General features: G+C 63.0%; 11 protein-coding genes. 4 read left to right on the top strand and 7 right to left on the bottom strand.

Translation table 11 applies throughout. The features are described 5' to 3' along the window. Positions 1 to 125 precede the first annotated feature (125 nt). Complete coding sequence (locus tag V2L18_RS17160) at positions 126 to 2,033, bottom strand: autotransporter assembly complex family protein (RefSeq protein WP_336179529.1); 1,908 nt, start codon at positions 2,031 to 2,033, stop codon at positions 126 to 128. A 374-nt stretch (positions 2,034 to 2,407) separates the two neighbouring features. Between V2L18_RS17160 and V2L18_RS17155 the strand changes: the two genes are divergently transcribed. Both V2L18_RS17155 and V2L18_RS17150 read left to right on the top strand, forming a co-directional pair. Continuing rightward, a complete protein-coding gene (locus tag V2L18_RS17155) occupies positions 2,408 to 2,881 on the top strand; it encodes an Rrf2 family transcriptional regulator (RefSeq protein WP_336179528.1) in 474 nt (157 codons plus the stop codon). A 420-nt stretch (positions 2,882 to 3,301) separates the two neighbouring features. Continuing rightward, positions 3,302 to 4,180 carry a methylenetetrahydrofolate reductase gene (locus tag V2L18_RS17150; protein WP_336179527.1) on the top strand — a complete coding sequence of 293 codons (879 nt, stop codon included), beginning with the start codon at positions 3,302 to 3,304 and terminating at the stop codon, positions 4,178 to 4,180. A gap of 148 nt (positions 4,181 to 4,328) precedes the next feature. Here V2L18_RS17150 and gspD read toward each other — a convergent pair whose 3' ends face one another. Then, a complete protein-coding gene (gene gspD / locus V2L18_RS17145) occupies positions 4,329 to 6,572 on the bottom strand; it encodes a type II secretion system secretin GspD (RefSeq protein ID WP_336179526.1) in 2,244 nt (747 codons plus the stop codon). Positions 6,573 to 6,799: 227 nt separating this feature from the next. Further along, entirely contained in the window at positions 6,800 to 7,705 is a 906-nt protein-coding gene (locus tag V2L18_RS17140; RefSeq protein WP_336179525.1) for a type II secretion system protein GspK, read from the bottom strand. Here V2L18_RS17140 and V2L18_RS17135 point away from each other — a divergent pair. Together V2L18_RS17135 and gspG are read left to right on the top strand one after the other, a co-directional pair. Then, complete coding sequence (locus tag V2L18_RS17135) at positions 7,704 to 8,339, top strand: A24 family peptidase (protein ID WP_336179524.1); 636 nt, start codon at positions 7,704 to 7,706, stop codon at positions 8,337 to 8,339. The two genes, V2L18_RS17140 and V2L18_RS17135, sit on opposite strands and share 2 nt — an antisense overlap. A 15-nt stretch (positions 8,340 to 8,354) precedes the next feature. Then, entirely contained in the window at positions 8,355 to 8,828 is a 474-nt protein-coding gene (gspG, locus tag V2L18_RS17130; RefSeq protein WP_336179523.1) for a type II secretion system major pseudopilin GspG, read from the top strand. A gap of 47 nt (positions 8,829 to 8,875) precedes the next feature. Here gspG and V2L18_RS17125 read toward each other — a convergent pair whose 3' ends face one another. The 4 genes from V2L18_RS17125 to V2L18_RS17110 are packed head-to-tail and all read right to left on the bottom strand — an operon-like array spanning position 8,876 to position 12,808. Beyond that, on the bottom strand, positions 8,876 to 9,430 hold the full coding sequence (locus tag V2L18_RS17125; protein WP_336179522.1) for a type II secretion system protein GspJ: 555 nt from the start codon (positions 9,428 to 9,430) through the stop codon (positions 8,876 to 8,878). A gap of 35 nt (positions 9,431 to 9,465) precedes the next feature. Then, a complete protein-coding gene (locus V2L18_RS17120) occupies positions 9,466 to 9,885 on the bottom strand; it encodes a prepilin-type N-terminal cleavage/methylation domain-containing protein (protein ID WP_336179521.1) in 420 nt (139 codons plus the stop codon). After that, positions 9,885 to 11,090, bottom strand: a complete 1,206-nt coding sequence (locus V2L18_RS17115) for a type II secretion system F family protein (RefSeq protein WP_336179520.1) — start codon at positions 11,088 to 11,090, stop codon at positions 9,885 to 9,887. The genes V2L18_RS17120 and V2L18_RS17115 overlap by 1 nt, the downstream gene beginning before the upstream one ends. Positions 11,091 to 11,104: 14 nt before the next feature. Then, positions 11,105 to 12,808 carry a GspE/PulE family protein gene (locus V2L18_RS17110; RefSeq protein ID WP_336179519.1) on the bottom strand — a complete coding sequence of 568 codons (1,704 nt, stop codon included), beginning with the start codon at positions 12,806 to 12,808 and terminating at the stop codon, positions 11,105 to 11,107. Between the last annotated feature and the right edge of the window lie 61 nt (positions 12,809 to 12,869).

The following is a 12,869-nucleotide window of genomic DNA, read 5'->3' as shown; positions in this document are numbered from 1 at the left end:
GCTCGATGTCGGTCTTGGTTTTCGTCGGTCAGAGCCGGTCAATCGCAACCTGACATAACGGCACAACAAGGAAGAAAAGCGGCAGTTGCAGTGTTCGGCGGCTCCGGTTGTAGCCACGCCCGTTCTCAGAATGCCTGGCTCAACCCGAGATACACAGCAAAACTGGGGTCGTCCGGCCCGGGATCGAGCGGGACGGCCACGTCGAGACGCAAGGGGCCGATCGGCGTGTAGTAGCGAAGCCCCACGCCGGTCCCGATTTTCAGCGGCTCTGAGAAATCCGGGATTTCGCTGGTATAGGCAGCACCGACATCGATGAAGGGCACGACGCCGATCGTGTCTGTCACCTTGATGCGAGCCTCGGCGGAGGCTTCCAGATAGCTCAGTCCGCCCACGGTCTCCGTGCCGGACGACGTCTCGACCCGCGGGCCAATGTTCCGGTAGGCGTAGCCGCGCACGGATCCGCCGCCACCAACGTAATAGCGCCGGCTCGGCTGGATGTCGCTCAGCGAAGCGCCGACGACACTGCCGCCTTCCACCCGACCGGCGAGCACGAACCTCTTGGCGTCATCAAGGGCGCGGTACGCCGAGGCCTCGCCCTTGACAAAGGTCATCAGTCCCCCGGTTTCGACGTCATAGGCCGGCTCGAGCGTGCCGGAAATGCGAAAACCTGTCGTGGGGTCCAGAATGTTGTCCCGCGTATCCCACGAGATCTCCCCGAAGACGCCGAAAAGCGCATAGTTGCCGGAACCGAGTGCATCCTGTTCCCGGGCGTAAGAGACCTCCGAGCCGAGCGCGGCGGTCAGCGTGTCGCTGAGATCCTTGCTTGCGCGGATCTTGCCGTAGACCGCCCGGGATTCATATGTTTCCGGCTTTTCCTGCTTGGCTCCGACCGTGGAACTGAAGCTCGTTGCCGGACCGAAGGCCCCCGGTTTTGTGAAGGTGACATGAGCGTCGTATTCGAGATCATCCGCGGCGCCGTTCGTCAGCCGGCCGACAGAGCCTTCGATGGAGAGTTGCTCGGCCCGGCCAAACAGATTGCGATGTCGCCAGTAGGCCTCAAGCCCCACGCCTTCCGTGCTCGACCATGAGGCGCCGCCGCCGACGAGAGAGCGTTTGCGTTCGGCAACCTCGATCGTGAGCGGCAGGTGCCCGTCCGCATCGAGCGTGTCTGCCTCCACGACACGCGCGCTGGAAAAGATACCGAGATCCCGAAGGTTCTTTTCCGCGCGGCGCAAGGTTTCGGGCGTGTAAGGCGCGCCTTCCGGGATGTCCGCCTGCTGCAGGATGAAATCGGTATCCGTGCGTTTGGCGCCGGAGACTGTCGCCGTGCCGAAAACGGCCTTCGGGCCGGTGGCTGCATGGAGCGTGACATCGACCGTCTTTGTCGCGTGATCGGCAACGACGTCACGGCCCGTGACCTTTGCAAAGGGGTATCCACGCCGCTTCAGCACGGCCACGATTGCCGTTTCAGCGTCGAGGATCGTGTCGGAGCGCGCCGGAGCTCCCTTGATGAGGCCGTAGGTAACCGCGTCCAGTCGCGGAACGTCGCTGCCGCCATCAAGGCGTATGGCCGTTTCGCCGAAGGAGAAGCTCGGGCCCGCCGTCACCTTGATGGAGACATGGACCGGCTTTCCAGCCCGATGCGGAAACGTACCGTCTTTGACGACCTGCGCGAGCGGCCGGCCTGCGATCGAGATTTCCACGAGGCCGCCGTAGCGCGCCGCGGTGTAAAGACGTGCGAGAAGCTGTTCCTGGTCCGCAAGCGCGCGGGCTATCAGGCCCGGTTCTCCGGAGGGGGGCGTATCCTGCTTTGCAACAAGCGCCGAATTGCTCTCCAGCTCATCCTTGAGATCGGCGTTGCCACCCGAGAGCTGAAGTGTTGCCTCGTAGGGCAGAGGATCGGGAACCGGTGTCGCGGCGTCCTCTTCCGATTCGAAGAACTTGTAGCCAAAAAGCTCGAAGGCGGATGCTGTCGACGCGAAGGGCAAGCCGGCGGCGAGCGCAACGAGCGCGGCGGCGATCGGGCGGAGCAAGCGGCGAGCTTCGCTTCGCGGGTGTTCCCGCCTGTTCTGGTCCTGCCGCCGAAGCGTCATGCGGATACGCTCTACTCATTCAAGGCGCACGACAAGGGATGTGCGTGCAATGGCTTGCCGGTCGGAATGCTGCTCAGCGCGACGACACGGAGGAAACCGCATGCTCGTTCGAGCCTCTTCCGCTATAATGAATGAAAAGTCTCTATCAGGTCTTACCCGGCCTGCAAAGGCGAGGGGCGGTCCAGGAGCGGTCCTATGACGCGCTCGAACTTTGGCTGTAACCATTGAAACTCGGCTGCAGATCGCCTATTCCGAATATGAGAGAGATCGAACCAGGTGGTTTGAACCGGATGCCGGTTCGTTAGGGAGCAACCATGCGACTGACGCTTCAGGCAAATTATGCTGTCCGCACATTGCTTTATTGCGCGGCGAACCCTGACAAGCCGAGCAAGGTTCCGGAGATTGCGGCAACCTACGGAATTTCCGAAACGCACCTTTTCAAGGTGATGAAGATTCTCGTCGACAACGGCTTCATCAAGACCCTGCGCGGCCGCAATGGCGGCATTCTGCTGGCCCAGCCCGCCGACGAGATGTCGCTTGGTGCCGTCATTCGAGCTGCGGAGGAGAACTTCTATCTCTCCGATTGCTTCGATCCCGGCAAGCGGGACTGCCCGCTCATAACGTCCTGCGAGTTCAATCGTGTTCTGTACGAGGCGCTGGCTGCGTTTTTCGACGTTCTCGACAGTTACACGATCGCGGATATCGCCCGGAACCGTCAGAACCTGCGCTCCCTGTTGAGCATTGAGGTTGCCGCGCATCCGATGCTGGAAGCGGCCGATCTTTCCTGACACGGCGCCCGTTCGCATAATTCAGCCTCGAAAAATGCCGGTGCGATGCGCCGGCTTTTTCATTTCCGGATCGGGTCGCAGGCCCCTTTGGACATAGATACACAAAATAAAACTTGACTACAAAACTCAACTTAAATAGACATGTTGTCGGGCGCTGTCGCTGGCTGTCCTGTTCGGTCTTTCTCCCATTTCTCCGATCCATGCCAGCGGCGGCGCCTTCTTTTTCGCGGATCGTTGATCTGTCCTGCGTTTGATCGCATGCCTCCCACCGCATCGTTGTCTCATGAACCCGGCCTCAGCGTGATCGCGTGTACGGATTTGCGCTTTCCGGTTTCCCCATCCGTCTCTCCGGCCTACACTTTTGCCTGACGCAACGCTTGTAACGGGTTGCGGTGCGGCTCGGATACGGGGGAGGAGACCGTGACGGAGATTCGCAGTGAAGCCGTCGGCCGGATGCGTCGGGCCGCGACGCCCGAAAAGGTGCCCCTGTGGCTGCGTGGATGGTCGGTGGATGCGACGCCGCCCACGGTGGAGGGCATCTCGTCGCTCGGCGGCCATATCGACGCTGGTTCTGAAATCTATCTCAGTTCTCTGCCCCGGGTTGCGCATGCGGATCAGATCGCCGCGGCCGTCGCCGTTCGTCGGGCCGGCTTCGAACCGGTCCTGCATCTGGCGGCGCGCAAGTTTTCAAGCGAGCAGGAACTGGCGGATCATCTTGGAGCGGCAGGTGAGGGCGCGGGCGTGCGCAAGGCGGTCGTTGTCGCAGGCGATATCGATGCGGTACGCGGTCCGTTCGGCTCAAGCATTGACCTGATTGGCGCTCCGGCTTTCGCGTCATCCGCAATCGTGGAAGTGGGGTTGGGTGGGTACCCGGAAGGACATCCCTTCGTGCAGAGCGGCGACCTCGCAAGCTCGTTGGCCGCAAAGATCGCGGCGGTGCAAGCCGTCGGCATGGTGCCCTTCGTGGTCAGCCAGTTCTCGTTCGATGCCGCACGGATCTTGCGTTGGCTCGCATGGCTTCGCACCTTTGCTCCTGCAACTCCGGTAAAGCTTGGCGTTGCGAGCCCGACACGGCCGGAGACGTTGATGAAGATCGCGCTTCGATGCTGGGTCGACATGCCCTCCAGCGGGCTCAAGGCTGCTCCGGATCACGTCATCGCCGACCTGGACGAGGGGCTCAAGGCGCATCACGAACAGGGGCCGGTGCAACTTCACCTCTATTCGTTCGGAGCGCTCCTGCGTACCGCCAAATGGGCCACGGCGGCAACGCGCACGGCCGAACTTGCGCGCGAGGCGTGAGGTCGGGAAATGTGGTTGCGGATCGGGCCTTGAGTGTTTCCAGCGCGCTTATCGTTCAGACGGGATCGTCTGAACGATAAGAAATCGCTCAAGATCAATATCTTGAGTATCTCCTGATCAGATGGCCTAAATCTGATCGGGATATGCTCTAGCGCGCAAGCCGGTTGAGCTTGTGCTGCAAATCGTTCCTCGGCTTGTTGCCAAGCGCCCGCAGGCCGCCGAGCTGGCGCCTGAACTCGTCGGTGACGTCGTTCGCTTCCTGGAAATCCCGCACCACATGCGGGGTAATCAGGATCAGCAGTTCCGTGCGCTTGTCGATGTCGTCCTTGTGACGGAAGAGATTGCCGACGACGGGGACATCGCCCAGAACCGGCACCTGCGACTTCGTCACCTCGGCCCGTTGCTGGATAAGTCCGCCGAGCGCCAGGCTGTCGCCATCCTTCACCACCACCGTGGTGTTCACCTTGCGCTGGCGGATCGTCGGACTGTCGATGCCGGACGTCGTCGTCTTCACGACGTCGGAGACTTCCTGCTCGATATCGAGAATGACGCGCCCGGAATCGTTCACCCGCGGCACGACGGTCAGGATGATGCCCGTGTCCTTCAGCTCGATGGTGTTGACCACTGTGTTGATGCTGCTGGTGTCGATCGCCTGCTGAACGGCGATGGGAACCTGGTCGCCAATGCGCAGGACGGCCTTGCGGTTGTCGAGCACCATCAGGTTGGGCGAGGAGATGACGTTGACGTCCGTGATGCTCGAAAGGGCGTTGAGCGCAACCGTCGCCTGGCCGCCGGAAAACAGGAAAGAAAAGCCGGGAAACGCCGAGCCGAAGTTCCCCGTGCTCGCCTCGGTGAGGGCGACGCTGTAGTTTCCGCTCTCGAAGAACCAGCGCAGACCGAACTTGAGTTCGTCGGTCAGCGTCACCTCCGCGATCGTGGCCTCCAGAAGCACCTGATTGGGCAGCGAATCGAGCCGCTTCAGCATTCCCAGGATCGCGTTGTACTCGTCGGGCGTCGCATAGATGAGAATGGCGTTGTTCGATTCATCGGCGACGACGCGAATACCCTCGGTGCTCTCGGTCGAACTTTTCGCGACCCCGGTTGCGGTAAAGCTCGCAGGCGTTGCCGCAGCAGGATTGACGAGCCCGGATCCGACAGAGGTCGCCGTTGACTGCCCCAGTCCCGAGCCCGTCGAGGTGGTTGGCGCAGCCGTATTGGTACGCGCGCTTGCCGCGGTTTCGAAGGCTGCGTTGACACGCGAGCTGCCGCCGTTCTCCGTGCTTGTTTGCGTGGCGCCGGATTTCTTGGCGTTCGGATCGGTGAGGATATTGGCAAGAAGCGTCGCCAGTTCACTCGCCGCGCGATTCTGGATCGAATAGACGAATAGCTGCCGTTTGGTGCCGCCTGCGATACGGTCGAGCCGCTCCACCCATTTTTCCGCTTCGCCCAGATACCGCGGTCGTGCCGAGATGACGAGGATCGAGTTCAGCCGCTGGTTCGGCACGAAGCGCACGACGCCCTTGAGCGCGCCGCCATCGCCGGTGGCGAATATCGTGTCGAGCTCGGTGACGATCGCCTCGGGATCGGCGTTCTTCACCGGCAGCAGGGCAAACGACATGCCTTTCATCTGGTCGATGTCGAAGAGGTTGATGGCATCGAGCGCGGTGGCCAGTTCGCGAGGATTGCCGCCGAGGATCAGCACATTCCGTCGCTCGTCGACGTGAAGGATCTTGTCAGCGCCGACGATCGGCTGAAGTAGGCGCTGCATTTCGCGCGCCGATACGAACTCCAGTGGGACGACCTTCGCCGTCAGACCGATGCCGCGCGCCGTTTCGTGCCCGGGAGCGGGATTGTTGACCGCGAGCACGCCGGGGGCGTTGGCGGGCACAACCCGGACCAGATCGTCCGCGACGACGATGGCGGCTCCCGAAAAGCGCAGCAACGCGTCGAACGTGTCGAGCAACGCGCTCTTGCGAATGGCATTTGTGGTCTGGATGGTGACGGTGCCGTTGACGCGCGGATCGATGATGTAGTTGCGGCCGAGGATGTCGGAAATGACGACCTTCGCGGCGGAGGCGATACTGGCGTTGGCGAGATTGAGATGCACGCGGTCATCGTCGACCACCGAAAAGGGGGCGCTCGCCGTCGTGCCGACGAATTGTGCGGTTCCGGGGTAGAGTTGGGCGCTCGGGGAATAGGCGCGCACCGCGCTGCGGGCCGCCACGTTCGCAGGAAGATGGGATCGGCTGAAGCCGCTGGGCGTCACGTCGCGCGCCCTCGGGTCGGCCGCATTGTCGGCGATGTCACCTGCGCAGCCGCCAACGATCGCAAGGGTCAGCAGCCCGACAATCGGCGCGATCAGTCGGCGCGCTGTCCCAATGCCAAAGCCCAAACCCCTATACTCCCCGCACGCGTCCCCATCCAATTCGGAACCCAACGGCAAGGCATAGGCGTTTCCCTGCGTCGTGTGGGATCAATTCGCGCTTTTCCACATGGCATCAACAGAAAAGATCCGCAAAGCGCAGCAAAGAAAGAACATATCGTAAGAACTGCGTAGCTACCGGTTCGTGGGAACGGAGCGGCAGGCCCGGGCCTGTCCGACGTCACGGTCGGCGAACGTCACGAGCTGGTGCAGGACGCGACTTGTCTCTCGCCGGCACCCGCGAGCCATCCGTCATAAGGTGGAGGGAGGCTCTCGGACCGGAAAGGGTGCCCGTTCCAGAAGAGGATATGATAGGCCGGCATATGCCCTGGCCTGATTTCGACCGCGGCCGTTGCGCGATACCCGCGTCCGGGGGCGGTTCGGGCGATAACGTCGATCTCGAACTTCAACCCATCCGCGGACGAGGCGTAGGCGATGTCCTTTGCAATGCCGGTCCTTGCGAGCCGTGTTCTGAGGGCCTGCCGTGCCGATGCCTCGTCCAGTGACGGGCGCTTGCTGTAGACGGTGAGATCCGGCGCGATGTGCGCGTAGAGATCCCGGTCGACGCCGGGCAATTGGGCGAATTCCTGCACCATGCGGAAACCGTCGTTCCGTCGCCGGCTCTCAATGGCAGAAATGAGTGCTGCCGATTTTTCCGGGTCTGCCTGCTTGTCGAAGAGGGCCTGGAGCAGGTCCCGCGACGCGGTGTTGAGGTCGATGCGGCCGGCGACATCCTGCGCGACCATGAACAGCTGGGTGCCGTTGTCGAGCGTGCAGGCATACGGGGTGCCATCGGCAGGGCGACGATGGCTTTCCTCATGCGCGGCGTTGTCGAGAAGCGACGCAACGATCAGAGCGATGCCAGCTTCCGCCGACAGCTCGCCCTGGGCGGCCTGCACTTCGCGGGCGACGCGAGACGTTCGGTTCTGGACCACACTCGCAAATCCCACCAGAATGCTCGCAAGCAGGGTCAGGCTCAGGAGCACGGTGAGAATCGAAAAGCCGCGCTTGGCGTGTCTGTGACGTCCCGACAGGGCCGGAAGGTGGCTTTGCACCAGGGTTCTGAGATCTTTCATCAGGTTTGGCAGGCCGTCCTTCACCATGGCAGTCTCTCAGCGGCAAGGCATACCAGAGACCGGCGCTGAGAAACACGGTCTGGCGCGCTCGTGGCAGTACGCGAGATATGCCAGCTTTCGGCTGGCCCACGCATTCGGTGCTCTTGCCGCGGGATTGGCCACAGTCGGCTGGTTCGTGCGGGGGCCGTTTCCGGCGGAAGTCACTATCGCCAGCGCCGTATTGGGGGCCTTGCTTTGCTGGGGCGCCGCTGTCGATATCCGGACCTTCATCATACCCGACCGCGTGAGCCTCGGGCTTGTCCTTCTCGGTCTCGCCGCAACCTGGCTCGTCAATCCAGCGGATCTGACGACCCACGTGCTCGCAGCGGCTATTGCCGGCGCCTTGCTATGGGGCGTCGCGGCGAGCTACAGACGATATCGCGGCGTCGACGGTCTCGGATTCGGCGACGTGAAGCTCTTCGCAGCCGCAGGGGCCTGGATCGGACCGGAAGGGCTCCCAGGCGTGCTGCTGATCGCCTCGCTCACGGCAATCTTCGCGATGCTCGTCAGACAGATGATGAGGGGGCGCAGCGTCATGAAGAGGCGGATCGCCTTCGCGCCGTTTCTGGCGTTGGGCATCTGGATCGTGTGGATATTCGGCCCCGTGGCCTGGGTCGGATAGCGCCTTGGAGGACAAATGGTCGACGAGAATGAGCCCGCGCGCGCAGAGAAGAAAACCATCCGCCGTCTTTCGCGCGGACGCAGAGGGCGGCGCGGCTTTTCGCTCCTTGAAGTGCTGGTGGTGCTCGCGATTATCGCGCTGGTGGCCAGCGTCGTCGGGCCGCGCGCGATCTCCTATTTCTCCCGCGCCAAGACCAAGACGGCCGCGCTGCAGATCAAGGAAATAGAGAGTGCGCTTGAGCTCTATTTCCTCGATACTGGGCGGTATCCGGGCGAGGATGCCGGGCTGTCGGCACTCGTTTCGGCGCCGCCTGCGGAAACGCGCTGGAACGGCCCCTACCTCAAGCAGGCCTCGGCCCTGACCGATCCGTGGAACCGCCCCTACCGCTATCGCTATCCGGGACAGCATGCGGAGTTCGATGTCTATTCCTTCGGCCGTGACGGCTCGGAAGGCGGCACCGGAGAGGATGCTGACATCGGCAACTGGTAGGCAGTCTCCGGAGGGTCATGGGCGAGTCCGCCGCCTTGGGCCGGATCCTAGTGAGCTCTCGGCCGGATGGTCAGCGTCCGGTTCGTCGTGGCGCCTTCGTCCTGGAAGGTGAGGGAGACTTCGATGAGGTCCGGCAGATGGGGCTGGTCCTCCCAGTCGATCTGCCAGCGGACCTGATCCTGATCGAGTTGGCGGCCGAAGTAGCGCACTGAAAATCCCGTCAGATGTTGCAGGATTTCGCGCTCCTGCGGTTGTGCGGGGCCCGAAAAATCCGGCGAAAAGCCAACGGTCAGATGGTCCTGACCGGGAAGCCTGGAGAACGAGATCCGCCACGGCTGGTCTGCCGCAAAGCCCGGCGCCGCTCGCAGCGTGACGATCGATATGGCGTCTGTCTGCCCCTGAAACGCAGACCGGGCGCCGGCGGTCCTTGGGAACATGAGAGACTGAGATAGGCTGTCGCGCAAGAAGCCCAGCTCGCTCAGCCGGCGACCGTTGTCCGAAACGCTGCTCGCACGCTCCCACACCCGGTTGCCGAAGGCAAGCGAGCCCGCGATGAAGCTTGCGATCACGCCGAGCAGCGCCATTGCGATCAGCAGTTCCATCACCGCGAATCCGGCGCGAGGATCCTCCATCCGCCTCAAGAGCCGGCCCTCCCGCGCTCCACACGCATCGTCTGCAACCGAAGAATTGGCGTGACGAACCGGTCATCGTCCTTTCTGTAGGCCGCTATCTCGATGCGGTAGAGCCGTGCCGTCCCGCCCGCCCCACGGGAGGCGAAGACCTCGTTGACCGTCAGTACGCGTTTGAAATCGTCATCAAGCGGCGCGGTATCGCTGCCGGGGGTGAGTGCGGGGCCGGCCAGCAATTCGTCGAGTTCCGACTGCATCCGGTCCAGAACGCGCGCGGCCGCTTCGGCGCGCGTCAGTGTCATCCCGGCGGAGCCGACGAGCCGGTAGGCTGCTGCCAGCATGACCGCGAGGATCGCAAAGGCTATCAGTGTTTCCAGCAGGATAAAGCCGCTGCGCCGTTGCTTGCCTGTCCGGTGCTGTCTGTGCATCAGAACGCCAGATCGTTGACGCTGAGAACCGCGTCCATGATGACGAGAATGAAGCTCCCGACGCCCAGGCCGATGACAAGGGTAAGGATCGGCGGGACCAGCTGGAAAATCATCTGGATCTGACGGCTCGCTTCGCTTTCCAGAACCTTTCCGACATGATCGAGCATGTCGGGCAGGGTGCCAGTTTCCTCGCCGATGCGCACCATTCTGCGCGCGAGCATGGGAACGTGAGGGGCCTCCTGCAATGTGGTGGCGAAGCTCTCGCCGTTCCGGATCGCCTCGACAGAGCGGTCCAGCGATGCGCGGTAGCTGCGGCTTGCAAGCGTGTTCTGCGTGGTCTCAAGCGCCTGTTCCAGCGGGACGCCGTTACGCAGCATGGTACCGAGAGTTCGCGAAAACCGCGCGATCTCGATATTGGCCTTGAGCGTTGAAATGACAGGCGTCGCAAACACGAGCCGTTCCAGGCCGGCGCGCACGCTCTCTGTTCGTAACGCCCGCAACAGCACGACAGCAAGGAGCGCGAGCCCGATGAGGATGGCGATCCAGTTCGCCTCAATCGTCTCCTTTGCGGCGGTAACGAACGCGATGATCGCGGGCGTCGGTCTTCCCGAATTTTCAAACAGCGGCGCGACGGCCGGCACGAGAACGGTTGCGATGACGATCACAACCACGATTGATGTCGCAAAAAGGATTGAGGGATAGAGAAGCCCGGCGCGGATGCGGGCCCTGGTTTCCTGTTCGTGTTCCAGATGTCCGGCAAGCTCGCTCAACACCGCCGCAAGAGCGCCGGAACGCTCGCCCGCCAGAACGAGGCTGCGATAGGCCGGCGGCGCGAAGCCCGGCACGCGCTCGAGTGCCTGGGAAAGGTCGGCTCCGTTCAGGATTGCATCGTGAACCTTGGCGAGAGCCGCGCGCGCCGAGCCCCGCTTCTCGCCGTCGCGGGCGATGGCGATGGCATCGATGACGGGAACATGGGAGGACGTCAGGCTCGCCATCATCCTTGTGAAGCGGACGAGAAGCTTGGCGTCAGTTGCGGTTGCCGCGTCGCGCGCGGCTTTGCGCGAGGGCGAACCTTCCGCGATTTCAACCGGCACGAGACCGCGTTCGCGCAAGGTGGCAAAGGCGGCCGTCTCGGTTGCCGCCTGCAATTCGCCGGAGACGAGTGCGCCGGTTGCGGAATATGCCTTGTAGGCGAAGTCGGCCATGCCCGGAAAATCCCCTAGATGCTGCGCCCGGCGACGCTCAGGACCTCTTCCAGAGATGTTCGTCCCTCCCGCGCAAGTCGCAGGCCGTCGTCGACCAGCCGGTCGTAGCCTGCGGCCCGCGCCGCTGCGGATATTTCGGCTTCCCCGTGACCGGCATTGATATGATCGCGCACCGCAGGATCAACCGGAACGAGCTCGCAGATGACCTTTCGGCCGGAATAGCCCGTGCCCCGGCACGCGGGGCATCCGACCGGCATGCGGTAGGCCCCTCGCGTCCCGGCAGCCTCATCGGCATCGCGGATCGTCGCGGGCAGCCGGTCGCGGTCGAGCGGCATGCTGCAGGAGGGGCAGAGAATTCGCACAAGGCGCTGCGAGAGCACCGCCCGCACGCAGGCCGCGACCAGATAGGGGGGCGTGCCCATTTCGATCAGTCGCGTTATCGCCGCCGAAGCGTTGTTCGTGTGCAGGGTGGACAGGACGAGGTGGCCCGTGAGCGAGGCGCGGATCGCAATCTCGGCGGTCTCGAGATCCCGGATCTCGCCGATCATGACGATGTCGGGATCCTGGCGCAGGATCGAACGCAGCGCAGAGGCGAAATCAAGCCCTATGTCGGACTGGACCTGAACCTGATTGATGCCGGGCAGGCGGATCTCGACGGGGTCCTCCACCGAGATGAGTTTCTTTTCGCGCGCATTGAGCTGGCGCAGGGCGGTGTAAAGGGTCGTCGTCTTGCCCGAGCCGGTCGGGCCGGTCACGAGAAATATCCCGTTCGGGTTCGACAGGATGTCCGCGAGGCAGTCCTGAAGGCGGGGCGTGAAACCGAGCGTGTTCCAGTCGAGCCCGGTCTCGTCGCGCCGCAGCAGTCGGATGACCGTGCTCTCGCCGTGCATGGTCGGGAGCGTGGATATGCGCAGGTCCGTATCCCGACCGCGGATGGTGATCGTGACGCGCCCGTCCTGCGGCAGGCGGCGCTCGGTGATATCCATGCGCGCCATGATCTTCACGCGTGAGACGATGGCGGCGCGATCCTCGTCGTGGATCGTCTCCAGATCGTGGAGGTGACCGTCGATACGCAGCCGTACCAGCAATCCATGCCGCTCCGGCTCCAGATGAACGTCGGAGGCGCCGCGCTCCAGCGCTGCGGAGAGGATCGCGTTGACGTGCTGGATGATCGGGCCTTCGCTGGCAAGCGCCCGCAAATGCTCCACATCGGACCGGCTGACCGCGATGCCGGTGGGGGCCCGCGTGTCGGCCTGTACCGAAACGGGCTCGTAGAGCGATTTCAGGAGATCCGCGATTTCCTTGCGGCTGGCCGCGACCGGGTGGATCTCCTCGTCGAGCAGATATCCGATCGCCGAAAGCGCCTTGCGATCGATCGGATCCGCCATCGCGATGTGCAGCCGGCCATCCTTCCGAAACAGCGGGACGACGGAATTGGTTTCCAGAAAGCTCATGGACAAAAGATCGTCCAGGATCGGTGCATCAGGCGCCATCTGCGCTTCAAACCGCGGGATGTTCAGCCATCGCGCCCAAAAATGAGCGAGCTCGCTGTCGCTCAGCAGGCCGAGTTCGGTCAGAACGGTGTCGAACCGTGCCGAGGTCTGGACCTGCGCGCGACGTGCGCGCTCCACCGCGGCACTGTCCAGTATCTCCATTTCCAGCAACGCGGCGGACATGGTATCAACGAGGCTCGCATGGCTTGATCCGACCTGATTCAACGGTGATGTGCTCCTGTTCCAGTTCACAGCCCTGTCACGTCTTGCCGAATGCTCCGAATGG

The organism is Breoghania sp. JC706 (assembly GCF_037026715.1).
GTDB lineage: Bacteria > Pseudomonadota > Alphaproteobacteria > Rhizobiales > Stappiaceae > Breoghania.
The sequence above is the reverse complement of the archived record's forward strand: the minus strand, read 5'-3'. Positions and strand labels throughout refer to the sequence as shown.

Bases quoted from the DNA above. Each gene is read 5' to 3' on its own strand.
- V2L18_RS17135 (WP_336179524.1), top strand. From the start codon at position 7,704: ATGGCAGTCTCTCAGCGGCAAGGCATACCAGAGACCGGCGCTGAGAAA.
- V2L18_RS17155 (WP_336179528.1), top strand. From the start codon at position 2,408: ATGCGACTGACGCTTCAGGCAAATTATGCTGTCCGCACATTGCTTTAT.
- gspG (WP_336179523.1), top strand. From the start codon at position 8,355: ATGGTCGACGAGAATGAGCCCGCGCGCGCAGAGAAGAAAACCATCCGC.
- V2L18_RS17115 (WP_336179520.1), bottom strand. From the start codon at position 11,090: ATGGCCGACTTCGCCTACAAGGCATATTCCGCAACCGGCGCACTCGTC.
- V2L18_RS17125 (WP_336179522.1), bottom strand. From the start codon at position 9,430: ATGGAACTGCTGATCGCAATGGCGCTGCTCGGCGTGATCGCAAGCTTC.
- V2L18_RS17140 (WP_336179525.1), bottom strand. From the start codon at position 7,705: ATGGTGAAGGACGGCCTGCCAAACCTGATGAAAGATCTCAGAACCCTG.
- V2L18_RS17120 (WP_336179521.1), bottom strand. From the start codon at position 9,885: ATGCACAGACAGCACCGGACAGGCAAGCAACGGCGCAGCGGCTTTATC.